Below are 22,233 nucleotides of genomic sequence, written 5' to 3'. Positions count from 1 at the left end.
TCCAGCGCGAGGCCGTGGGCCTGCCCGACGAGGTCATCGAACAGATCCGGCACGCACCGATGTGGCCGGCCCTCGTCGCCGTCGCGCAGTCGACCGTGTACGACGGGACGATCACCGCCGAGACGCCGGTGCCCTCCCCCGTGATGGCGGCCGTGTCGATGCCGGTGACCGTCCTGCGGGGTGGGCGGACCTGGCCGTTCCTGGTGACTGCGACCGACCGGCTCGCGGAACTCCTGCCGACCGGGAGGCTCGTGGTCGTCCCCGAGTCGGAGGACCATGCACTCCACCCGGCGGGTACGGCGCGGGAGGTCGCGGCAGCGCTCGGGGCGTGATGGCGGCGCACGCTCGGGGCGTGATGGCGGCGCACACGGCGCACGACGACCTACCGCCACGACGACCGACCGACGAGCCGCCGCGAACGACGAAGGCCCCGATCTCTCGATCGGGGCCTTCGTCGTGCTGCTCTCCATCGGAGAGCCCTGGTGCGCGAGGGGGGACTTGAACCCCCACGCCGTTTCCAGCACACGGACCTGAACCGTGCGCGTCTACCAATTCCGCCACTCGCGCCAGCGACGAGAACACTACCATGCACAGACGGTGCCCGGAGCCAACCACTACCATGCAGAGGTCAGCGACCGAGAACGTGGGGACCATGGGCTTACTGGACAACTTCGAGCGAGGGCTGGAGCGCGCCGTCAACGGCGCGTTCGCGAAGACCTTCCGCTCCGGTGTGCAGCCGGTCGAGATCACCGCGGCACTGCGGCGTGAACTCGACACCAAGGCTGCCGTGGTCTCCCGCGAGCGCATCCTCGTGCCGAACGAGTTCACGGTGCGGCTCGCTCCGCCGGACCACACCCGGATGAACGACGTCGGGCGGCCGCTCATCGACGAGCTCACGCAGCGGGTGCAGCAGCACGCGGTGGCGCAGAACTACTCGTTCTCCGGCCCCGTCACCATCCGTCTGCAGCAGGACGGCACCCTCTCCACCGGCATCCTCGAGATCGACTCGACGACGGTGCAACGTGACGTCGCCTGGGTCGCGGTCCTCGACATCGGCTCGCAGCGCCACCGTCTCCAGCGCGGCCGCACGGTCATCGGCCGCGGCACGGACGCCGACATCACGGTCGCCGACACCGGCACGAGCCGCAAGCACGTCGAGGTCCTGTGGGACGGCAAGCACGCGCAGGTGAACGACCTCGGGTCGACGAACGGGTCGAAACTCAACGGTGAGCGCTTCAGTCAGGCGATCCTCGAGCCGGACTCAACCATTGAGATCGGTCGGACCCGTATGGTGTTCCGGGTGATCCCGGAGAACGACGGAGGTGCGCGATGACCACGGGCCTGACTCTGCTCGTCCTGCGCTTCGCGTTCCTCGCGGTGCTGTGGCTGTTCGTCTTCGTGATCGTCTTCGCGCTGCGCAGCGACCTCTTCGGCCAACGCGTCCGTGCGATCCCGACCGACCCCAAGGCCGGCCCGTCGACGCCGACCACGCCGCCGATGCCGGCCGGTGCCGGGACCGCCGCCGCAGCCTCCGGGGCGTCGCCCAGCGCCTTCACCGAGCTGATCGGCCAGCCCAACACCCCGACGGCCTCCCCCTCCGGAGCGGTCGCCACCCGTCTCGTCATCACCGAAGGTGCTCGTGAGGGCATGGAGATGCCCCTCGGCGGCGGCCCCATCACGATCGGCCGCTCCAGCGAGAGCAACGTCGTGATCCGCGACGACTACACCTCCACCAACCACGCCCGGCTCGACCTGCAGGGCGGTGCCTGGGTGCTGACCGACCTCGGGTCGACCAACGGCACCTTCGTGGGCGGCCAGAAGGTCACCGTTCCCACCACCGTGGCGGAACGCACCCCGATCACCATCGGGACGACGACGTTCGAGCTGCGGCGGTAGTCCCCGGATGACGGCTCGCACGCTGAGCGCCGCTGTGTCCCACGTCGGACGCATCCGCGCGAACAACCAGGACTCCGGCTACGCCGGGCAGCACCTGTTCGCGGTGGCCGACGGCATGGGCGGGCACGCCGGCGGTGACGTCGCCTCAGCCATCGCGATCCGGCGGATCCGCGAGGTCGACCGTGAGTTCCCGTCCGCGCACGACGCCGAGTTCGCGCTGCAGTCCGCACTGATCGCCGCGAACCAGCTCATCACCGAGACGGTGTTCGAACACCAGGAACTCACCGGCATGGGCACCACGGTGAGCGCCATGATCCGGGTCGGCGACCAGCTGGCGATCGCCCACATCGGCGACTCACGCATCTACCGCTGGCGTGACGGCGAACTGCAGCAGATCACCGCTGACCACACGTTCGTGCAGCGTCTCGTCGACAGCGGCCGCATCACGCCCGAAGAGGCCGCCGTGCACCCCCGCCGCTCGGTCCTGATGCGCGTGCTCGGCGACGTCGACGCCGCGCCGGAGGTCGACACCGCGATCATGGACATCCGCCCGGGCGACCGGTGGCTGCTGTGCTCCGACGGACTGTCGTCCTACCTGGCGGAAGAGCGCATCCGGCACGCGCTCGCGTCGACGATGGACGCCAACCAGGTGACGCAGCGTCTGGTCAAGGAGACGCTCGACCACGGTGCGCCCGACAACGTCACGGTCGTCGTGCTCGACGTCACCGACTCCGAGCCGGGCGACGACGACGACGCGGCCACGACGGTCGGTTCGGCCGCAGCCCCCCTCACCTTCGAGGCGTCCACCGGCCGCAAGCCGATCCGGCTCCCCACCATCCTGCTCCACCCACTCAAGGTCTCGAGCGCTCCGGAGGACTCGCACTTCGAGCCCGAGTCGGACCAGTACTTCGCCGAACTCATCGCCGAGGACCGCCGCCGCCGGGTCCGACGCCGCGTCTCGTGGTCGATCGCGCTCGTCGTCGCGATCCTGGCCCTCGTCGGCGCACTCTTCCTCGGCTACCGCATCGTGCAGGACCACTACTACGTGGGCACGGACCGCGGTTCGGTCGCGATCTACAAGGGCGTCCAGCAGTCGATCGGCCCGATCGCGCTGTCCGATGTCTACGAGGACACCGACATCGCGCTGACCGAGCTCCCCGACTACACGCGTGAGAACGTCCGGTCGACGATCAACGCGACCTCGCTGCAGGACGCGCGAGCGATCGTCGAGCGCCTGCGCACCGCCGCCGCGACCGGCCAGGACCAGAGCGGGACGGGAGGCTCGGCCGACTCCCCGACGTCGTCACCGTCCGCCTCCCCCTCCGGGTCCGCGACGCCCCGTACCCCGTCACCCTCTCCGTCGAGGAGCGCACGATGAGCGCCACGACCGCACCCTCGTTGACCCAGGCGATCACGATCAAGCTGCGGGAGCCGGCCCGCGCGCGGAACCTCGAGCTCGTGCTGCTCGTCATCGCATGCGGCATCTGCGCGGGGGCGATGGTGCTCGTGCAACTCGGTACCAAGGGCCGGGTCTTCGACACCTCGGTGCTCTGGACCGCGGCCTCGATCCTCGGCCTCGCGCTGGTGATGCACGTCATCCTGCGGATCGTCGCGAAGAACGCCGATCCGTTCATCCTCCCGGTCGCGCTCGTGCTGAACGGCATCGGCATCGCCGAGATCTACCGGATCGACATCCACAACGGCGTCGAGGGCTGGGCGGCCATCGGCGTGAAGCAGATCGCCTGGACGTTGCTCGCGATGGTGTTCGCGATCGCGACGATCCTGCTCGTGCGCAACCACCGGTTCCTGCAGCGCTACCGGTACATCTTCATGCTGCTCACGATCGTGCTGCTCCTGCTGCCGATGCTGCCCGGCATCGGCACGAACATCGGCGGTGCCCGGGTCTGGATCCGGATCGGACCGTTCTCGTTCCAGCCGGGCGAGCTCGCGAAGATCACGATGGCGCTGTTCTTCGCCGGCTACCTGGTCACCGCGCGGGACAGCCTGTCGATCGTCGGCCGGAAGTTCCTCGGCATGACGTTCCCGCGCGCCCGTGACCTCGGCCCGATCCTCATCATCTGGGGTGTGGCGATGAGCGTGCTGGTGTTCCAGCGCGACCTCGGCACGGCGCTGCTGTACTTCGGCCTGTTCCTCGTGATGATCTACGTCGCGACCGCCCGGCTCAGCTGGGTCGTGATCGGCCTCGTCCTCTTCGTCGGCGGCGCCCTCGTCGCGGCGAGCGTCCTGGTCTACGTCCAGGGCCGGTTCGAGCAGTGGCTCGACCCGTTCGACCAGCAGATCTTCCTGCGGCAGACGCAGGGCAGCTACCAGCTCGTGCAGGGCCTGTTCGGCTTCGCCAACGGCGGCATCACGGGCACCGGACTGGGGCAGGGCCGCCCGTACATCACGCCGGTCGCCAACGCCGACTACATCATCGCCTCGATCGGTGAAGAGCTCGGTCTGATCGGCGTCTTCGCGGTCCTCGGTCTGTTCGTCGTCCTGGTCTCCCGCGGCATCCGCGTCGGGTTCATGGCCCAGGACGACTTCGGGAAGCTGCTCGGCATCGGGTTCGGCTTCACGATCGCCCTGCAGGTCTTCGTCGTCGTCGGCGGCATCACCCGGATCATCCCGGTCACCGGACTCACCACGCCGTTCATGGCGGCGGGTGGTTCGTCCCTCGTGGCGAACTGGATCATCGCGGCGATGCTGCTGCGCCTGACCGACTCGATCCCCGCCGAACAGCGCATCCAACAGGGTGCGTTGTCGGAGCGGGGCAACACCGGCCGTGGCCGGTCCAGGAAGGAGCGCCGGTGAACCGCCAACTCCGCGGCGTCTCGACCGTCGTCGTGCTCATGTTCGTCGCACTCTTCGTGTCGACGACGTCCATCCAGTTCTTCGCGGCGGACTCGCTCCGCGCCGACAGCCGGAACTCCCGAACCATCCTGGACAGTTACTCGACCAAGCGCGGCGCGATCCTCGTCGACGGGAAGCCGATCGCCGAGTCCACCGCGGTCGACGACCAGTACCAGTACCAGCGCAAGTACAACAACGGCGAGCTCTACTCGGCAGTCACCGGCCACTTCACGATCGGCCAGGGCAACTCCGGCATCGAGAGCGCAGAGAACGCCGTGCTGTCCGGCAACAGCGACGACTCGTTCTTCCAGAACCTCAACGCGATCCTCACCGGCCAGGACGTCCAGGGCGACAACGTCAACCTGACGATCGACCCCGACGTGCAGCAGGCCGCGTACGACGCCCTCGGTGCGAACACGGGTGCGGTCGTCGCGATCCAGCCGAAGACCGGCAAGATCCTGGCGATGGTGTCGAAGCCGGGCTACGACCCGAACACCCTCACGTCGCACGACACGAAGGACGTCATCGCGCGCTACGAGGCGCTCGAGTCCGACGCGTCCAAGCCGCTGGCGAACCGTGCCATCGCGGGCGACCTGTACACGCCCGGGTCGGTGTTCAAGCTCGTGGTCGCCTCCGCGGCACTGGCGAGCGGGGACTACACGCTCGACTCGACGCTCCCGAACCCGTCGACCCTGACCCTGCCGGGCAGCAGCTCACGGATCAACAACGCCGAGGGCGGCAGCTGCGGTGGTGGCGACGAGGTGAAGCTCCGCGTCGCGATCCAGTACTCGTGCAACATCCCCTTCGCCGAACTCGGTCGCAAGCTCGGGTACCAGGCCATCAAGAAGACCGCGGACGAGTACGGCTTCGGCAGCGTCATCGACGTCCCGACCTCGGCGACCCCGAGCCAGTACCCGGAGCCCGAGTCGACGGCCGAGCTCATGCTCAGCTCGTTCGGCCAGGCCAGCGACCGCGTCACCCCGCTGCAGATGGCGATGGTGTCCGCCGGCATCGCGAACGGCGGCCGCGTCATGCAGCCGTCGCTCGTGGATTCGATCGAGACGAGCGACCTCAAGACCGTCGACTCGTTCTCGCCGAAGCAGTACAGCGCCCCGCTGTCGTCCGACGCGGCTTCCGACCTGACCGAGGCGATGCAGAGCGTCGTCAACGCGGGGACCGGAACGAATGCGAAGATCGACGGGGTCGACGTCGCCGGCAAGACCGGGACGGCCGAGGGCGGCACGGGCGATCCCTACACACTCTGGTTCACGGGCTTCGCCCCCGCCAAGGACCCCGAGGTCGCGGTCGCCGTGGTCGTCGGGAACGGCGGCGGGCTCGGGCAGTCCGGAGTCGGCAACACGGTCGCGGCTCCCGTCGCGAAGAAGGTCATGGAGGCGGTGCTGAACAAATGAGACCCACCAGCGGACTCACCTTCGGTGGGCGGTACCAGCTCTCCTCCCGAGTCGCCATCGGCGGCATGGGAGAGGTGTGGCAGGCGACTGACCTCGTCATCGGGCGCACCGTCGCCCTGAAGATCCTCAAGGACGAGTACCTCGGCGACCCCGGGTTCCTGGAGCGCTTCCGCGCCGAGGCCCGGCACGCCGCACTCGTCAACCACGAGGGCATCGCCAACGTGTTCGACTACGGCGAGGAAGACGGCAGCGCCTACCTCGTGATGGAGCTCGTCCCCGGCGAAGCACTGTCGACGATGATCGAGCGCGAGCACACCCTGCCCGTCGACAAGGTCCTCGACATCGTCGCCCAGACCGCGAACGCCCTGCAGGCAGCGCACGCGGTCGGCCTGGTGCACCGCGACATCAAGCCGGGCAACCTGCTCATCACCCCGGACGGCCGCGTCAAGATCACCGACTTCGGGATCGCACGCATCGCCGACCAGGTGCCGCTCACCGCGACCGGCCAGGTCATGGGCACCGTCCAGTACCTCTCGCCCGAACAGGCGAGCGGCCACCCGGCGTCCCCGTCCACGGACGTGTACTCGCTCGGCATCGTCGCGTACGAGTGCCTGGCAGGTCGTCGACCCTTCACGGGTGAGTCGCAGGTCGCCATCGCGATGGCGCACATCAACGACCAGCCGCCCGCGCTCCCGGGGACCGTCCCGGAGCCGGTGGCGGCCCTCGTGATGTCCTGCATCGCGAAGAAGCCCGCCGACCGCCCGGCGACCGCGGCCAACCTCGCCCGCGCCGCCCAGGCCCTCCGTCGTGGCGACGTCGCCGCAGCGACCGTCGCCGTACCGGCCATCGGCGGCGCCGGGACCGTGGCGTTCAACCCGCCGCCCGGCAACGACGCGGCGACCGCGCTCATCGGCACCCAGGCGAACGCCCCGGTCGTCGGTGGTGGCGCTCCGGGCAGCCCGGCTGGCCCCGGAGAGGACACCGACGAGCGGAAGAGCCGCGCGTGGATCTGGTGGCTCGTCGGCGCGGTCGTGGTGATCGCCGCGATCGTGATCGGCGTGCTCGTCTTCGCGAACGGCGACCCCGACCCGAAGCCGACGACGCCGAGCCGGAGCGCCACCCCGTCCCAGGTGCAGACACCGAGTCAGGAACCCTCGGCGACCCCGACGGAGGTCCGGACGACGATCAACCCGGCCGACTTCGTGGGGCGCCCGACGGACCAGGTCCAGGGTGAACTGCAGGGCATGGGCTTCTCGGTCCGGGTCCAGGACGGCGACCCCGCCGAGACCGCCGAGCAGGCGAACACCGTGCAGTCGATCAGCCCGACCGGCAGCCTGTCGGACGGCACGCTGATCACCCTCCGGGAGTTCACGGCTCCGCCGTCGGTCAACAAGCCGAACACCCCGAGCGCCGGCGCGGTCTCCGCCACCGGAGCGGTGACGTTCAGCTGGTCGACCGCCACCTGCCCGACCGGGTACACCGTCTCGAAGTACTCGTGGACGGTCTCCGGCGGCAAGGACTCCAGCGGCGCGACGAGCGGCGACACCTCGGAGACCTCGGTCGACATCCAGGCCGACCAGGCCGGCGACGACGTCACCCTGTCGTACACCGTCACGTGCGGGAACCTCGCCGCGTCGAGCAGCTCCGACCCGGCCACGGCCACGTGGGTGGCACCGGTGGAGCCCACGGACGCGCCGAGCTCGACGGCGACGCCGCAGGACTGACGCGCCGAGCTCGACGGCGACGCCGCAGGACTGACGCGCCACACGCGCCACCGCCCGGGGCCCCGACACGGAACGTGTCGGGGCCCCGCCACGTTCCGGTAACGGTTGCTCGCGGAGCGCCGTCAGCCAGCGTCCCTCCAGAGACCCCTGCCGTAGACTTGCCCGGACGGACATTCGGAGGAGTACGTGCCTGAAGGTGTGACCGCGGGGATCACGCTCCTCGCCAACCGGTACGAGATCGGTGACGTCATCGGACGCGGCGGCATGGCCACCGTGCACGTCGGCACCGACACCCGACTGGGCCGGCGAGTGGCCGTGAAGCTGCTCAAGCCGAGCCTCGCCAACGACCCGGCGTTCCGCACGCGCTTCCGGCAGGAGGCCCAGGCCGCAGCCCGCATGGCGCACCCGACGATCGTCCGGGTCTACGACGCCGGTGAAGAGACCGTGCGCGAGAACTCCGGCGCCGAGGTGCAGGTCCCCTTCATCGTGATGGAGTACGTCGAAGGCCGCCCGCTGAGCGAGATCGTCGCGGAGGGTCCGGTCGTGCAGGAAGAGGCCGCGCGCATCGTCGAGGGCATCCTCACCGCGCTCGAGTTCTCCCACCGCGCAGGCGTCGTCCACCGCGACATCAAGCCCGCCAACGTCATGATCACCCACTCGGGCCAGGTCAAGGTGATGGACTTCGGTATCGCCCGTGCCATCACCGACACCTCGGCCACGGTGGCGCAGACCACGTCGATCCTCGGCACTGCGTCGTACTTCTCGCCGGAGCAGGCCCGCGGCGAGGTCGTCGACGCCCGCACCGACCTGTACTCGACCGGCATCGTGCTGTTCGAGCTGCTCACCGGGCACCCGCCCTTCCGGGGCGCGTCGCCCGTGGCCGTGGCTTACCAGCACGTCAGCGAGCAGCCCGTCCCTCCGTCGACCCTCACGTCGACGGTGTCACCGGCCCTCGATGCCGTCACGCTGCACGCCCTCGTGAAGGACCGCACCCGCCGGTTCCAGAACGCCGCCGAGTTCCGCCGGGACCTGCAGCAGGCGGCCGCCGGCCACGTCCCGATCTCGAAGAAGAAGCTCGCGGCCGCCGCCGCGGACGACGCCGCACTGCTGTTCGGGGTCAACCCCCGCGCCGCCGCCACTGCCGACGTCACGTTCCGCGAGCTCGACGACACGCAGGAGCGCCGTCCCCAGCGGACCCAGAACCGTCCACCGGTCGCCTGGATCTGGCTCGGCATCGTCCTGACCATCGCCGTCATCGCCGCCGTGGCCTACTTCGTCGCGAACCTCGAGCCGGGCAAGCCGCCGGTGAGCTCCTCGATCAAGGTCCCGAGCGTGTCCGGCCAGACCTTCGACGAGGCCCAGGCGACACTCGAACGACGGGGTCTGAAGGGAGTCCGCGACGACGAACCGTCCGACGACGTGGACGAGGACGACGTCATCCGGACGATCCCGGGTTCCGGTACCTCCGTGGCGCGGGACCAGGACATCCGCATCATCGTCTCGACGGGGCCGGAGCAGATCGCGGTCCCCGACGTCCAGTCGCAGACGCAGGACGCTGCGACCAAGGCCCTCGAGTCCGCCGGCTTCTCGGTCGGAGCGGTCAGCTCGGACTACTCGCCGACGGTTCCGGAAGGGACCGTCCTGAGCAGCGACCCGGCGTCGGGCGGCACCCAGGCGAAGGGCTCGGTCGTGAACCTCGTCGTGTCCAACGGCAAGGTCCAGCTGCCGGACGTCACGCAGCAGCCGTTCGACACCGCCCGTTCGACCCTCGCCGGCCTCGGGCTCACGGTACAGCCGGCGCCGACCTACGCCTGCACGGGCACCACGGTGACCCAGCAGAGCGTCCCCGCGGGCGACGTCGCCCAGGGCAGCAGCGTGACCCTGACCTACTGCGCCGGCACCGCACAGCCCCAGCGTCAGCCGTCACGACAGCCAGCGGCCCCCTCCGAGGGAGGAGCCGACAACGGCGGCACGACCGGCGGCGGCGGCGCGACCCTGAACCAGGGCGACGACGGCTGACGGCTGGGAGCGCCTCTGCGCCTCCGAGTGGTCAGTCCGCGAGTCCGGGGACCCGGGAACCAGGGATCGGGTCAGCGTCCGGAGATGAGCGGACCGAGACCGGCTGCGCGCTCGGCTGCGCCGCTGAGCCCGGCAGTCTCGAGCCAGTTGCCCACCATCCGGTACCCGCCCTCGGTCAGGACGGACTCTGGGTGGAACTGCACGCCGTAGACCGGTGCGCCGCGGTGCTGGACGCCCATGATGACGCCACCCGCGGTCCGGGCCGTGATCGTCAGTTCGTCGGGCACCGTGCCGTCGACGATCGCCAGCGAGTGGTACCGCGTGGCCGTGAAGGGGTGCGGGACGCCGGCGAAGAGCACGCTGTCGTCGTGGTCGACCTGCGACGTCTTGCCGTGCATGAGTTCGTCGGCGTGCGTGACGGTGGCTCCGAGAGCCTCTGCGATCGCCTGGTGCCCGAGGCAGACGCCCAGCAGGGGCTTGTCAGCCGCGATGGCTGCCCGCACGGTCGGGATCGAGACGCCGGCGTCGGCCGGGGTACCCGGGCCGGGAGACAGCAGCACACCGTCGTACTCGGCGATGCGATCGGCGATCTCGCCCACCGGGAACGCGTCGTTGCGGACGACGTCGGTGTCCGCCCCGAGCTGCTGCACGTAGCCGTTCAGCGTGTACACGAAGCTGTCGTAGTTGTCGACGACGAGGATCTTGGTCATGGGCCGTCCACCGTACTCGTGTGTGATGTGAGTCCCGTCCGACGGGGCGGGAACGCACGCATGGTGACGGTAGGATACCGGCCATGGCCATGGACAAGGACCGCACCCAGCCCGCCCGGACGACCCGAGCCGACTCGGTCGACACCGCGGGGGACCAGCCGAACCCCGTCTGGTTCAAGCCCGTCATGTTCGGTTTCATGCTGATCGGACTCGCATGGGTCATCGTCTTCTACGTCTCCGGCGGCACGCTGCCGGTCCCGTCGCTGAACTCGTGGAACATCCTGATCGGCTTCGGCATCATGTTCGTCGGGTTCCTGATGACGACGCGGTGGCGCTGACCGCCTGCTCCGCACTCCCTCGACGCCCGTCGCACCACTCCTGGTGCGGCGGGCGTCGTCGTCTTTCCACAAGCTGCGGGTGCCGCGCATCGCCAGCCGGGAGGCTCAGGGCGCGTTGTCCACAGATCGTGCAGTTCTCCACACACCTGTCCCCACCCCCGATGCCTGGTTTTCCACAGGCTCCTCCACATTGGGGATAATCACACCGGTGTAACTCACGGACTTGTCCCCAGGTGTGGAGAACTCGGGCGGCAGGTGTGGAGAACTGATGTGCGCTTCGCTCCGGCGTCCGACCGCACCGGTCGGTCGCCAATGCAGAACGCCCCACCGAAGCGAGCGGTGGGGCGTTCTGCGAAGCCGTCGGGGCCGGAGTGTGCTGAGGCGTCAGCCGGTGGTGACCGCGTACCCGACGAAGCAGAGCGCGATGGCGACCACGGCCTCCAGTCCGAGCAGCGCCACCTGCAGGCCACGCTGCCGGACGTTGCGCGTCCGGGCGAACACGAACCCGGTGACGAAGCCGGCGATGATGCCACCGACGTGCGCCTGCCACGAGATGTTCGTGCCGGGCAGGAAACCGATCACCAGGTTCAGGCCGATCACGACCAGGAGCGACACGGCGTTGTTGCCGAGGCTGCGCTGCAGGACGAAGAACGCCGCGAACAACCCGAAGATCGCGCCAGACGCCCCGACGACCCAGGTACCGGGTGCCAGGAAGGTGACGAGCACCGAGCCGCCGACCCCGGCGATGGAGAACAGCGCCAGGAACCGCCACGTCCCGAGCATGTTCTCGAGCATCCGACCGAAGATCAACAGCGCCCACATGTTGAAGGCGAGGTGCAGGAACGTCGAGTGCACGAAGAGCACGGTCACGATTCGCCACGGCTGCGTCGGGAGCAGCGCCGAGTTGTACGCGAGCCACTGGCTCAGGAACCCGCCGGACACCCGGTCGAGCAGCCACACGACCACCGACACGGCGATCAGGACGACCGTCGCCTTCTGGTCGAGCATCGCGAACCGGCGCCGAGCGACGGTCAGGCTGCTCGGACCGGACGCACGACGGTTCTCGGTGAACTTCGCCCGCTGCTCACGCACGCACTCGGGGCAGTGCACCCCGACCGCTGCCGGCGTCTGGCACTCCGGGCAGATGGTCCGCCCGCAGCGTTGGCAGAGCACGAAGCTCGGCCGGTCCGGCTGCCGGTAGCAGGTGTTGGGCGAAGCCGAGGTGGAGTCGGTCACTCGGTTCAGACGTCCTCGACGTCGATGCTCTGGATGACGACGTCCTCGACGGGCTTGTCACGACCGTCGGTCGGGACGCCCTCGATCGCGTCGACGACGGCACGGGACTCGTCGTCGGCGACCTCACCGAAGATGGTGTGCTTGCCCTGCAGCCATGGGGTCGCCACCGTGGTGATGAAGAACTGCGAGCCGTTGGTGCCACGGCCACCCTGGAGGCCGGCGTTCGCCATGGCGAAGATGTAAGGGTTCTGGAAGGTGAGCTCCGGGGAGATCTCGTCGTCGAAGCGGTAGCCCGGGCCGCCGATGCCCTGGCCGAGCGGGTCGCCGCCCTGGATCATGAAGTCCTTGATGATGCGGTGGAAGACGACACCGTCGTAGAGCTTGTCGGTCGACACCTTGCCGGTGCCGGGGTGCGTCCACTCCTGGGTGCCGGTCGCGAGACCGACGAAGTTCTGGACGGTCTTCGGTGCGTGGTTGCCGAACAGGTTGACGCGGATGTCGCCCTTGTTGGTGTGGATCGTTGCGACAGCGGTGTGCAGAGACATGACCTGATTCTCGCATGTGCCGCTGGATGTGCACGGGACGCACAGCCGGGGTTCCGTGACCTGTCAGGCGCTCGGGTGGCAGTATGGGGTCACGTCGACCCATGGAGGTACCGAATGTCGATCGACATCCCGCGTAAGCGTCGGAAGCAGATCAAGAAGCTCAAGGGCAAGACCGCGACGCTCCTCGGTGAGCAGCGCAAGGTCCTGGAGCACGCGAACGCCATCCTGGCCGAGGCCCGGGGGCACGCAGCAGATGCCGCTCGGAAGGACCTCGCCCCTCGCGTGCAGAACGCGATCGACAACGGGCTCCGTCCCGCAGTCGCAACGGGCGTGCACGCCGCGACCTCTGCAGCGCAGAGCGCTTCGCACCGTTTCCAGTCCGAGGTGGTGCCCGGCCTCATCTCCACCGCCGGCTCCGTGCTCAGCGTCGGAGACCTGGCGAAGGACCCGCGCGTGCAGAAGATCGTGAAGGAAGCACAGAAGCGCGGCGGGAAGTTCCTCAAGCAGGCTCCCGTCCCGCAGAAGAAGGGCATCGGGTTCGGTGGGGTCGCCCTCATCGTCGTCGGTGTCGTGGCGGTCGCCGGTGCTGCGTACGCCGCGTACCAGACGCTCCGCGCTGACGACGACCTCTGGGTCGCCGACGACGCGGACAACGCGGGCAAGCCCGCCGCCTGACCTCCTGGTTCGCTTGAAGGGCCCCGGCACTGCGCCGGGGCCCTTCGTCGTTCCCGGGGCCCGGGGCCCGGTCACCGGCCCCGACCCGAGCCGCCCGAGGTCGCACGACTCGCCGCCGCCCCGACGCCGAGGTCCCACAATCCGCGCAGCTCGAGCGCCGAGAGCAGCACATTCCGGGACCTCGACGGACAGCGCGCGGCACGTCGCGCGACCACGGCGCGACCGACGAGGGTGACACCACGTGGGGACCGACGCCCCGGCGAGCACGGCACCCCAGCAGAGCCCCCGGACGCGCGTCGTGTCGAAGCTCGAGGTCGCACAACACGCCGTGAACCGATCGCTGAGGTTCCACAATCCGCGCACCTCGACCGCCGAGAGCAGCACATTCTGGAACCTCGACGGACAGCGCACGGAACGTCGCGTCGCAGGAGCGGCGGCGCGGATCGACGCGACTGCCGGCCGCGGCGGAACGAGGAACGAGCGGAGCAGAGCTCACGCCGAGGGAGTGGAGCCTAGGAGATTCGAACTCCTGACATCTGCCTTGCAAAGGCAGCGCTCTACCAACTGAGCTAAGGCCCCGGAGCGACCGGACCGGACGCAACGTCGAGAGTTCCGACGCGGGAGTTGAGTTGTGGTGGGGCTACAAGGACTTGAACCTTGGACCTCTTCGTTATCAGCGAAGCGCTCTAACCGCCTGAGCTATAGCCCCTCAGACCGGATGAAAGCCTACCCCACGATCGCGCCTGAGCGAAATCGAGTGGGTCGACCCACCCGGGCCGGGTCAGTTGTTGGTGAAGCCCACGAGCACGCCGCCCGTGATCCGCACGCTGAGGTTGTACAGGACGCTGACGATCGCGCCGAGCACGGTCCCGACGACGACGTTCAGGATGCCGACGACGATCGAGAACCCGAGGACCTGGCCGAGCGAGAACTGGTCCATGATCGAGTAACTGTTCTGGCCGGTGACGTCCTTCAACAGGCTGTCGATCTGGTCGAAGACGCCGGTCTGGTTGAGGATGACCCACACCAACGCCGTGGCCACGACGATCACGATCGAGCCGGCCAGGGCGATGAGGAAGGACAGCTTCACCATCGACCAGAAGTCGACGTAGACCAGGCGGAGTCGGACCTGACGAGTCCCGACGGGCCGCTTCGCTTTCCGCTGGAGCTTCTCGGCGACACTACTCATTGCTTGACTCGTCCTCTCCGGCCTCGACAGGCGCGGCGTCGGTGGGCAGTGCGTCGGTGGAGACTTCCTCCACGAGCTCTGCGTCGGCGGCGTCGGCGACCGCTTCGTCCGGGCTGACGGTCTCGACCGGGCCCGCGGGCTCGATCTCGGCGTCCTCCTGGTCGTCCAGGTTCCGCTCACTGTTGCGGGCCACAGCGATGATCCGGTCGTTCTCCGCGAACCTCGCGAAGACGACCCCCATCGTGTCCCGGCCCTTGGCTGGGACCTCGGCCACGGCAGACCTTACCACCTTGCCCGATTGCAGCACGACGAGCACTTCGTCGTCCTCGCCGACGATCAGGGCACCGACCAGGTCACCGCGATCGGCGGCCAGACGCGCCACCTTGATGCCGAGACCACCACGACCCTGGATCCGGTACTGGTCGACCGAGGTGCGCTTGGCGTAGCCACCCTCCGTCATGACCCAGACGAACCCGTCGTCCGCGACGACCGAGGCCGACAGCAGCGAGTCGTCCCCGCGGAAGGACATGCCCTTCACGCCGGAGGTGGAGCGCCCCATCGGACGCAGGGTGTCGTTCGTGGCGGTGAAGCGCAGCGACATCCCGTGGCGGGACACGAGCAGCAGGTCGTCGTGCTCGTCGACGAGCAACGCAGAGCGGAGCTTGTCGCCCTCGCGCAGGTTGATGGCGATGATGCCGCCGGTGCGGTTCGTGTCGTAGTCGGTGAGCGCCGTCTTCTTCACGAGGCCCTGCTCGGTCGCGAGCACGAGGTACTGAGCCGCCTCGTAGTCGCGGATGTCGAGGACCTGCTGGATCTTCTCGTCCGGCTGCAGGGCCAGGAGGTTCGCCGAGTGCTGGCCCTTGGCGTCGCGCCCGGCCTCCTGCAGCTCGTACGCCTTCGCCCGGTACACACGACCCTGGTCGGTGAGGAACAGCAGCCAGTGGTGCGTCGTGGTCACGAAGAAGTGCTCGACGACGTCGTCCGCGCGGAGCTGGGCACCGCGGACCCCACGGCCCCCGCGGTGCTGCGAGCGGTACTGGTCGCTGCGAGTGCGCTTGACGTAGCCGCCACGGGTGATGGTGACGACGACCTCTTCCTCGGGGATGAGGTCTTCCATGCTCATGTCGCCGTCGAAGCCGAGCATGATCTCGGTGCGACGGTCGTCCCCGAAGCGGTCGACGATCTCGGTGAGCTCGTCGATGATGATCGAGCGCTGCCGCTCCGGGCGGGCGAGGATGTCCTCGAAGTCCGCGATCTTCAGCTCGAGCGCCTCGGCCTCTTCGTGGATCTTCTGGCGCTCGAGGGCGGCCAGACGACGCAGCTGGAGTTCGAGGATGGCGCGGGCCTGGATCTCGTCGACCGAGAGCAGCTCCATGAGGCCGTTGCGGGCCTCCTCCACGTCGGGCGACCGACGGATGAGGGCGATGACCTCGTCCAGCGCATCGAGCGCCGCCAGGTAGCCGCGCAGGATGTGCGCACGCTTCTCGGCCTCGCGCAGGCGGAACTGGGTGCGGCGGACGATGACCTCGACCTGGTGGTCGACCCACGCGCTGATGAACCCGTCGAGCGCCAGGGTGCGCGGGACACCGTCGACGATCGCGAGCATGTTGGCGCCGAAGTTCTCCTGCAACTGCGTGTGCTTGTACAGGTTGTTGAGCACGACCTTCGCGACCGCGTCGCGCTTCAGCACGATGACCAGCCGCTGACCGGTGCGCCCGGAGGTCTCGTCGCGGATGTCGGCGACGCCGGCGAGACGACCGTCCTTCACGAGCTCGGCGATCTTGATCGCCAGGTTGTCCGGGTTGACCTGGTACGGCAGCTCGGTGACGACGAGGCAGGTGCGACCCTGGATCTCCTCGACGCTGACGACGGCGCGCATCGTGATCGATCCGCGGCCCGTCCGGTAGGCGTCGACGATCCCGCGGGTACCGAGGATCTGCGCCCCGGTCGGGAAGTCCGGGCCCTTGATCCGCTGCATCAGGGCCTCGAGGAGCTCTTCACGCGTCGCGTCGGGGTGCTCGAGCGCCCAGACCGCGCCGGCAGCGACCTCGCGCAGGTTGTGCGGCGGGATGTTCGTCGCCATGCCGACCGCGATGCCGACGGAGCCGTTGACGAGCAGGTTCGGGAACCGGGCCGGCAGGATCGACGGCTCCTGCGTACGACCGTCGTAGTTGTCCTGGAAGTCGACGGTCTCTTCCTCGATGTCCCGCACCATCTCGAGCGCGAGCGGCGCCATCTTGGTCTCGGTGTACCGCGGGGCCGCGGCGCCGTCGTTGCCCGGGGACCCGAAGTTGCCCTGGCCGAGCGCGAGCGGGTACCGGAGCGACCACGGCTGCACGAGGCGGACGAGTGCGTCGTAGATGGCGCTGTCACCGTGCGGGTGGAACTGGCCCATCACGTCGCCGACCACGCGGGAGCACTTCGAGAAGGCCCGGTCCGGTCGGTACCCGCCGTCGTACATCGCGTAGATCACGCGGCGGTGCACGGGCTTCAGGCCGTCGCGGACCTCCGGCAGGGCGCGTCCGACGATGACGGACATCGCGTAGTCGAGGTACGAGCGCTGCATCTCGAGCTGCAGGTCGACCTGCGAGATGCGGTCACCGGAGACGACGATGTCCCCGCTGGAGCCGTGCACGATCTCGGGCTCGTCGGCACCGTTCTCGTTGTCGTCAGCCATGTGCTTGCGTTGCCTTCCTTGACAGCCTGGAGGCTCGTCGTCCGTTGGTCGCGCCGGGCGCGACCACGAGGGGTCGGGACGGGTCGACGCGGCTCGCGCCGCGCCTCCCGGCCTAGATGTCCAAGAAGCGGACGTCCTTCGCGTTCTGCTGGATGAACTGGCGACGGGACTCGACGTCCTCGCCCATCAGCGTCGCGAAGACGCTGTCCACCGCGGCGGCGTCCTCGAGCGTGACCTGCAGGAGCGTGCGGGTGTCCGGGTTCATCGTGGTGTCCCAGAGCTCCTTGTAGTCCATCTCGCCGAGGCCCTTGTAGCGCTGGATCCCGTTGTCCTTCGGGATGCGCTTGCCGGCGGCGATGCCGGACTGCAGCATCGCGTCGCGTTCACGGTCGCTGAACACGTACTGGTCGGCTGCGTTCGACCACTTCAGGCGGTACAGCGGCGGTTGCGCGAGGTACACGTAGCCGCGCTCGATGAGCGGACGCATGTAGCGGAAGAGCAGCGTGAGCAGCAGCGTGGTGATGTGCTGGCCGTCGACGTCGGCATCGGCCATGAGCACGATCTTGTGGTACCGGGCCTTGTCCGGGTCGAAGTCCTCACCGATGCCGGCACCGAACGCCGTGATCATCGACTGGATCTCCTGGTTGGCCAGGGCGCGGTCGAGCCGGGCCTTCTCGACGTTGAGGATCTTGCCGCGCAGCGGCAGGATCGCCTGCGTCATCGGGTTGCGACCCTGCACGGCGGAGCCACCGGCGGAGTCACCCTCGACCATGAAGATCTCCGACAGGGTCGGGTCCTTCGACTGGCAGTCCTTGAGCTTGCCGGGCATGCCGCCCGACTCGAGGAGTCCCTTGCGCCGGGTGGTCTCACGGGCCTTGCGAGCGGCGAGCCGGGCCTGCGACGCCTGGATCGCCTTCCGCACGACGTCGCGCGCCTGCGTCGGGTTGCTCTCGAACCAGTGGGTGAGCTCCGTGCCGACGACGCGCTGCACGAACGACTTCGCCTCGGTGTTGCCGAGCTTGGTCTTCGTCTGGCCCTCGAACTGCGGTTCGCCGAGCTTGATGGAGATGACGGCGGTGAGCCCTTCACGGATGTCGTCACCCGTGAGGTTGTCGTCCTTCTCCTTGATGATCTTCGCCTCGCGCGCGTAACGGTTGACGAGCGTGGTGAGCGCCGCGCGGAAGCCCTCTTCGTGCGTACCGCCCTCGTGCGTGTTGATCGTGTTCGCGAAGGTGTGGACGCTCTCCTGGTAGGAGGTGTTCCACTGCATCGCGACCTCGAGCGCGATCTTGCGCTCCGGGTCCTCGGACTCGAAGCCGATCACGTCGGGGTGGACCAGGTCGGCCTTCTTCTGCCCGTTGAGGTACTCGACGTAGTCGGCCAGGCCGCGCTCGTAGCGGAACGAGTCGTGGCGGGACTCTTCGCCCTCGTCGGGGGTGCGCTCGTCGTGCAGCGTGATGCGCAGTCCCTTGTTGAGGAACGCCATCTGCTGGAACCGGCCGCGCAGGGTCTCGTAGTCGAACTCGACCGATTCGAAGATCTCGGCGTTCGGCCAGAACGTGATCGTCGTGCCCGTCTCGTCCGACAGTTCGTCCTGCGACAGCGGCGCCACGGGGACGCCGTCGGTGTAGCTCTGCCGCCAGACGTGTCCCTGCCGGCGGACCTCGACGTCGAGTTCGCTCGAGAGCGCGTTCACGACGGAGGATCCGACGCCGTGCAGACCACCGGAGACCGCGTACCCGCCGCCGCCGAACTTGCCGCCGGCGTGCAGCACCGTCAGCACGAGCTCGACCGTCGAGATGCCCTCGTTGGGGTGGATGTCGACCGGGATGCCTCGACCGTTGTCGACCACGCGGACGCCACCGTCTTCACGGATGGTGACGTTGATGGTGTCGCAGTAGCCGGCGAGGGCTTCGTCGACGGAGTTGTCGACGATCTCCTGGACCAGGTGGTGCAGACCGCGGGGACCGGTGGACCCGATGTACATGCCGGGGCGCTTCCGGACGGCTTCGAGCCCCTCGAGCACCTGGATCTGGTCTGCGCCGTACGATGGTTCGCTCTTCGGGGCCTGCTCCTGCGGCTGGGCCTCGTCGTTCTGCGGGTCTCGCTGGTCGTCAGATTCAGATGTCATGTCGGGAGTGCTCCTGCCTGCGCGCGGAACGCCCGCACACTGCACTTCCCAGTCTACCGCAGGGAGGGCTCCGTCCGGGGGCCGTACGCCTCACAGAGCGACGAATCCCATACCGATGGATGATTTCGTCTGGTCAACCGTAGGTATCGCGAGGGCCGCGCCCCTGGACCGACCTGAGGCCGCGTTTCCACGTGGGGGCGTCCGGCCCCGAAACCCGGATCGACTCGACCCCTGCCGCCGGGTACCGCTGCGCGATGGTCGTCGTGACCGTCCCGCGCATCAGTCGGAGCTGCGTCGCCCAGGCCGTCGAGTCGCACCGGATGACCAGCGCGCCGTCCTCGATCGTCACCGGTGTGGAGTGCTTCGCGAGTTCGTCACCGACCACGCTCGGCCAGTCCACGAACAGTTCGGAACGCGCCAACGGCTCCGTCCAACCGAGCTCAGCGGTGAGGGCGCCCATCACGTCGCCGAGGCCCGCGGGCTCCCGTCCCTTGCCGTACGGCACGGAGTCCGGGTCCTGTCCGGCGGCTCGGCGGCGTCGGGCATCGAGGCCGCGCTTCGACGGGTCACCGAAGACGGCTTTGAAGTGCTGGTAGACGCGGGAGGGTTCGGCGGGCTTCCGGGGGGTGGGCATCAGGACGCCGCCGGGTCCGGTTCATGGGCGACATCGGGCCGGGAGGCACGGTCCACGTCCGCCTCGTCGGTCACGATGGCGCCAGCCTCGATCCGCACTGTGTGGGCGGTGAGCTGGCCGGGGACGTCGCCGTGCACAGCCGCAGTGATGAGCACCTGCTCGTAGTCGGCGACCGCTCCGGCCAACCGCTCACGCCGCGATTCGTCGAGTTCGGCGAACACGTCGTCGAGGATGATGATCGGGTCTCCGAGCGAGGACTCGGCGCGGAGGATGGTCGCCGAAGCGAGCTGCACGGCGAGTGCGAACGACCAGGACTCCCCATGACTGGCGTACCCGCGGGCCGGTAACCCGTTCAGCTCGAAGAGCACGTCGTCCCGGTGCGGACCGGTGAGGGTCAGCCCCCGGTCCAGCTCGTCCCGCCGCCGCCGCTCGAGGGCGGCTCGGAAGGCCTCGGCAGCGGAGGCGATGGTGACCGGCTCCTCCGGGGTCCCGAGCACCGGGTCGGTCGCAGCCGCGTCCTCCGGGTCGGCACCGCGGACACTGAGCACACCGGCTATCGACGCCTGGTGTCGCTCGCCGGCGACCGTCGCGTACGACTCCGTCACGAACGGGGCCAGCCGCCGCGTGAGGTGGTCGCGCGCCGCGATGATCTCGGCGCCGAACTCGACGAGTCGGTCGTCCCAGACGTCGAGCGTCGAGAGCGCGGTGGCCTTCGCCCCGGTCGCCCGCGCCGACTTCAGCAGGGTGTTCCGCTGGCGGAGCGTCCGGTCGTAGTCGGCGAGGACGCCCTGCATGCGCGGGGCGATCTGGACGAGGAGCTCGTCGATCATCCGACGGCGCCCGGACGGTTCGCCGCGGACGAGCGCCAGGTCCTCCGGCGCGAAGAGCACGCTCGTGCAGTACCGCGGCAGTTCACGTGGCTTGATCGCCGACCGGTTCACCTGCGCCCGGTTCGACCCGGTGCGGTTGATCTGCACCTCGGCGAGGATGCTCCGGTCCTCGTGCGCGAGCCGCGCCCGCACGATCGCGGAGTCACAGCCCTGCCGGACGAGCGCGGCGTCGGTCGGGACCCGGTGCGAGCCGAGGGTCGAGAGGTACCCGATCGACTCGACGAGGTTGGTCTTGCCCTGACCGTTGCGGCCGACGAACAGGTTCGGCCCGCGTGCGAAGTCGACGTCCGCCTCCCGGTAGTTCCGGAAGTCGGAGAGCTGGAGATGGTCGACGTGCACGCGGGCCGAGACGGGTCGAGGGGGTTACCCCGACCGACTACGCCTTCTTGACGGCGTGGCCGCCGAACTGGTTGCGCAGGGCCGCGACGGCCTTCATCGTCGGGGACGCACTGCCCTGACGCGAGACGAAGCGGGCGAACATGGCCGCGGAGAGCGCCGGCATCGGCACCGCGAGCTCGATGCCCTCTTCCAGGGTCCAACGACCCTCGCCGGAGTCGTCGACGTAGCCCTCGATGGCGTCGAGCTTCGGGTCCTCGTTGATCGCGAGGACCATGAGGTCGAGCAGCCAGGAGCGCACGACGGTGCCGCGCTGCCAACCGGCGAAGACGGCGGGGACGTCGGTGATGATGTCCTTCGCCTCGAGGAGCTCGTAGCCCTCGCCGTACGCCTGCATGATCGCGTACTCGATGCCGTTGTGGACCATCTTCGCGTAGTGCCCCGCGCCGATGCCGCCGGCGTGCGAGAAGCCCTCTTCGCGCGGGCCCTCCGGGCGCAGCGCATCGAAGACGGGCATGGCACGCTCGACGTCGGCGACGTCACCGCCGGCCATCATGCCGTACCCGTTGTCCTTGCCCCAGATGCCGCCCGAGACGCCGACGTCCATGTAGCGGATGCCCTTGGCGTCGAGCTGCTTCGCGTGCACCTCGTCGTCGAGCCACTTCGAGTTGCCGCCGTCGATGACCAGGTCACCCGGCTCGAGGACCTCGGCGAGGTCGGTGATGACGTCGTCGGTGATCTTCCCGTGGGGGACCATCACCCAGACCAGGCGCGGCCCGGTGAGTGCCGCTGCCAATGCGCCGAGGTCGGCGACGTCCGACACGGCGGGGTTCGCGTCGTACCCGACGACGTCGATCCCTGCGTTGCGCAGACGCGCACGCATGTTGTTGCCCATCTTCCCGAGGCCGACAAGACCGATCTGCATGATTTCCTCTTCTTCGTCGATGTCGCGCTGATGCAGGTGGTGG

General features: G+C 68.9%; 19 protein-coding genes and 3 tRNA genes. 10 read left to right on the top strand and 12 right to left on the bottom strand.

Translation table 11 applies throughout. The features are described from left to right. Positions 1-14: 14 nt before the first annotated feature. Positions 15-332 (top strand): alpha/beta fold hydrolase, encoded by a 318-nt coding sequence (locus DEJ25_RS16935; protein ID WP_258366391.1) that lies wholly within the window; start codon positions 15-17, stop codon positions 330-332. A gap of 148 nt (positions 333-480) precedes the next feature. Here the strand turns inward: DEJ25_RS16935 and DEJ25_RS02320 are convergent. After that, a tRNA-Leu gene (locus DEJ25_RS02320) sits at positions 481-567 on the bottom strand. 85 nt (positions 568-652) lie between these two features. Between DEJ25_RS02320 and DEJ25_RS02315 the strand changes: the two genes are divergently transcribed. The 7 genes from DEJ25_RS02315 to pknB all read left to right on the top strand — a co-directional run bounded on the left by DEJ25_RS02315 (position 653) and on the right by pknB (position 9,904). Beyond that, positions 653-1,333 (top strand): DUF3662 and FHA domain-containing protein, encoded by a 681-nt coding sequence (locus DEJ25_RS02315; RefSeq protein ID WP_110902921.1) that lies wholly within the window; start codon positions 653-655, stop codon positions 1,331-1,333. Then, the gene (locus tag DEJ25_RS02310; protein ID WP_110902920.1) at positions 1,330-1,896 is read left to right on the top strand and encodes an FHA domain-containing protein; all 567 of its coding nucleotides are present in this window, start codon (positions 1,330-1,332) and stop codon (positions 1,894-1,896) included. The genes DEJ25_RS02315 and DEJ25_RS02310 overlap by 4 nt, the downstream gene beginning before the upstream one ends. A gap of 7 nt (positions 1,897-1,903) precedes the next feature. Further along, complete coding sequence (locus DEJ25_RS02305) at positions 1,904-3,274, top strand: Stp1/IreP family PP2C-type Ser/Thr phosphatase (RefSeq protein WP_110902919.1); 1,371 nt, start codon at positions 1,904-1,906, stop codon at positions 3,272-3,274. Next, complete coding sequence (locus DEJ25_RS02300) at positions 3,271-4,710, top strand: FtsW/RodA/SpoVE family cell cycle protein (protein ID WP_110902918.1); 1,440 nt, start codon at positions 3,271-3,273, stop codon at positions 4,708-4,710. Before DEJ25_RS02305 ends, DEJ25_RS02300 begins: the two co-directional genes overlap by 4 nt. Then, complete coding sequence (locus tag DEJ25_RS02295; protein ID WP_111043635.1) at positions 4,707-6,161, top strand: penicillin-binding protein 2; 1,455 nt, start codon at positions 4,707-4,709, stop codon at positions 6,159-6,161. Before DEJ25_RS02300 ends, DEJ25_RS02295 begins: the two co-directional genes overlap by 4 nt. Beyond that, a complete protein-coding gene (locus DEJ25_RS02290; protein WP_110902916.1) occupies positions 6,158-7,885 on the top strand; it encodes a serine/threonine-protein kinase in 1,728 nt (575 codons plus the stop codon). The genes DEJ25_RS02295 and DEJ25_RS02290 overlap by 4 nt, the downstream gene beginning before the upstream one ends. A gap of 186 nt (positions 7,886-8,071) precedes the next feature. Continuing rightward, positions 8,072-9,904, top strand: a complete 1,833-nt coding sequence (pknB, locus tag DEJ25_RS02285) for a Stk1 family PASTA domain-containing Ser/Thr kinase (protein WP_258366390.1) — start codon at positions 8,072-8,074, stop codon at positions 9,902-9,904. 71 nt (positions 9,905-9,975) lie between these two features. On the opposite strand, the gene DEJ25_RS02280 is transcribed toward pknB, so the two are convergent. Continuing rightward, entirely contained in the window at positions 9,976-10,614 is a 639-nt protein-coding gene (locus tag DEJ25_RS02280) for an aminodeoxychorismate/anthranilate synthase component II (protein WP_110902914.1), read from the bottom strand. An 83-nt stretch (positions 10,615-10,697) separates the two neighbouring features. On the opposite strand from DEJ25_RS02280, the gene DEJ25_RS02275 reads away from it, so the two are divergent. Further along, positions 10,698-10,952: a cell division protein CrgA gene (locus DEJ25_RS02275; RefSeq protein ID WP_111043633.1), complete on the top strand. Its 255-nt coding sequence runs from the start codon at positions 10,698-10,700 to the stop codon at positions 10,950-10,952. 384 nt (positions 10,953-11,336) lie between these two features. On the opposite strand, the gene DEJ25_RS02270 is transcribed toward DEJ25_RS02275, so the two are convergent. Beyond that, on the bottom strand, positions 11,337-12,188 hold the full coding sequence (locus DEJ25_RS02270; protein WP_111043632.1) for a rhomboid family intramembrane serine protease: 852 nt from the start codon (positions 12,186-12,188) through the stop codon (positions 11,337-11,339). Positions 12,189-12,193: 5 nt separating this feature from the next. Beyond that, positions 12,194-12,733, bottom strand: coding sequence for a peptidylprolyl isomerase (locus DEJ25_RS02265; RefSeq protein ID WP_111043631.1), 540 nt, complete (start codon positions 12,731-12,733; stop codon positions 12,194-12,196). Positions 12,734-12,847: 114 nt separating this feature from the next. On the opposite strand from DEJ25_RS02265, the gene DEJ25_RS02260 reads away from it, so the two are divergent. Further along, positions 12,848-13,408 (top strand): hypothetical protein, encoded by a 561-nt coding sequence (locus tag DEJ25_RS02260; protein ID WP_110902910.1) that lies wholly within the window; start codon positions 12,848-12,850, stop codon positions 13,406-13,408. Between the two features lie 506 nt (positions 13,409-13,914). Here DEJ25_RS02260 and DEJ25_RS02255 read toward each other — a convergent pair. The 8 genes from DEJ25_RS02255 to gnd all read right to left on the bottom strand — a co-directional run bounded on the left by DEJ25_RS02255 (position 13,915) and on the right by gnd (position 22,190). After that, positions 13,915-13,987, bottom strand: a tRNA-Ala gene (locus DEJ25_RS02255). A gap of 53 nt (positions 13,988-14,040) precedes the next feature. Further along, positions 14,041-14,117, bottom strand: a tRNA-Ile gene (locus DEJ25_RS02250). 72 nt (positions 14,118-14,189) lie between these two features. Beyond that, on the bottom strand, positions 14,190-14,597 hold the full coding sequence (locus DEJ25_RS02245; RefSeq protein ID WP_110902908.1) for a DUF3566 domain-containing protein: 408 nt from the start codon (positions 14,595-14,597) through the stop codon (positions 14,190-14,192). After that, entirely contained in the window at positions 14,590-17,274 is a 2,685-nt protein-coding gene (gene gyrA, locus DEJ25_RS02240; protein ID WP_181421500.1) for a DNA gyrase subunit A, read from the bottom strand. Before gyrA ends, DEJ25_RS02245 begins: the two co-directional genes overlap by 8 nt. A gap of 112 nt (positions 17,275-17,386) precedes the next feature. Further along, the gene (gyrB, locus tag DEJ25_RS02235) at positions 17,387-19,405 is read right to left on the bottom strand and encodes a DNA topoisomerase (ATP-hydrolyzing) subunit B (protein ID WP_111043630.1); all 2,019 of its coding nucleotides are present in this window, start codon (positions 19,403-19,405) and stop codon (positions 17,387-17,389) included. Between the two features lie 133 nt (positions 19,406-19,538). Then, on the bottom strand, positions 19,539-20,039 hold the full coding sequence (locus DEJ25_RS02230; RefSeq protein ID WP_110902906.1) for a DUF721 domain-containing protein: 501 nt from the start codon (positions 20,037-20,039) through the stop codon (positions 19,539-19,541). Further along, positions 20,039-21,268, bottom strand: a complete 1,230-nt coding sequence (gene recF / locus DEJ25_RS02225; protein ID WP_110902905.1) for a DNA replication/repair protein RecF — start codon at positions 21,266-21,268, stop codon at positions 20,039-20,041. Before recF ends, DEJ25_RS02230 begins: the two co-directional genes overlap by 1 nt. Before the next feature lie 37 nt (positions 21,269-21,305). Continuing rightward, positions 21,306-22,190: a phosphogluconate dehydrogenase (NAD(+)-dependent, decarboxylating) gene (gene gnd, locus DEJ25_RS02220; protein ID WP_110902904.1), complete on the bottom strand. Its 885-nt coding sequence runs from the start codon at positions 22,188-22,190 to the stop codon at positions 21,306-21,308. Positions 22,191-22,233: the final 43 nt, after the last annotated feature.

Origin of the sequence: Curtobacterium sp. MCPF17_011 (assembly GCF_003234145.1) — a bacterium.
In the GTDB taxonomy this organism is placed as follows: Bacteria; Actinomycetota; Actinomycetes; order Actinomycetales; family Microbacteriaceae; genus Curtobacterium.
The sequence above is the reverse complement of the archived record's forward strand: the minus strand, read 5'-3'. Positions and strand labels throughout refer to the sequence as shown.

What these genes read in the sequence shown, in the direction of transcription:
- DEJ25_RS02310 (WP_110902920.1), top strand. Translation starts at nt 1,330, where the DNA reads ATGACCACGGGCCTGACTCTGCTCGTCCTGCGCTTCGCGTTCCTCGCG.
- DEJ25_RS02265 (WP_111043631.1), bottom strand. Translation starts at nt 12,733, where the DNA reads ATGTCTCTGCACACCGCTGTCGCAACGATCCACACCAACAAGGGCGAC.
- DEJ25_RS02275 (WP_111043633.1), top strand. Translation starts at nt 10,698, where the DNA reads ATGGCCATGGACAAGGACCGCACCCAGCCCGCCCGGACGACCCGAGCC.
- DEJ25_RS02245 (WP_110902908.1), bottom strand. Translation starts at nt 14,597, where the DNA reads ATGAGTAGTGTCGCCGAGAAGCTCCAGCGGAAAGCGAAGCGGCCCGTC.
- DEJ25_RS02315 (WP_110902921.1), top strand. Translation starts at nt 653, where the DNA reads ATGGGCTTACTGGACAACTTCGAGCGAGGGCTGGAGCGCGCCGTCAAC.
- gyrB (WP_111043630.1), bottom strand. Translation starts at nt 19,405, where the DNA reads ATGACATCTGAATCTGACGACCAGCGAGACCCGCAGAACGACGAGGCC.
- DEJ25_RS02300 (WP_110902918.1), top strand. Translation starts at nt 3,271, where the DNA reads ATGAGCGCCACGACCGCACCCTCGTTGACCCAGGCGATCACGATCAAG.
- DEJ25_RS02280 (WP_110902914.1), bottom strand. Translation starts at nt 10,614, where the DNA reads ATGACCAAGATCCTCGTCGTCGACAACTACGACAGCTTCGTGTACACG.
- gnd (WP_110902904.1), bottom strand. Translation starts at nt 22,190, where the DNA reads ATGCAGATCGGTCTTGTCGGCCTCGGGAAGATGGGCAACAACATGCGT.
- DEJ25_RS02290 (WP_110902916.1), top strand. Translation starts at nt 6,158, where the DNA reads ATGAGACCCACCAGCGGACTCACCTTCGGTGGGCGGTACCAGCTCTCC.
- gyrA (WP_181421500.1), bottom strand. Translation starts at nt 17,274, where the DNA reads ATGGCTGACGACAACGAGAACGGTGCCGACGAGCCCGAGATCGTGCAC.
- DEJ25_RS02260 (WP_110902910.1), top strand. Translation starts at nt 12,848, where the DNA reads ATGTCGATCGACATCCCGCGTAAGCGTCGGAAGCAGATCAAGAAGCTC.
- DEJ25_RS02305 (WP_110902919.1), top strand. Translation starts at nt 1,904, where the DNA reads ATGACGGCTCGCACGCTGAGCGCCGCTGTGTCCCACGTCGGACGCATC.
- DEJ25_RS02230 (WP_110902906.1), bottom strand. Translation starts at nt 20,039, where the DNA reads ATGCCCACCCCCCGGAAGCCCGCCGAACCCTCCCGCGTCTACCAGCAC.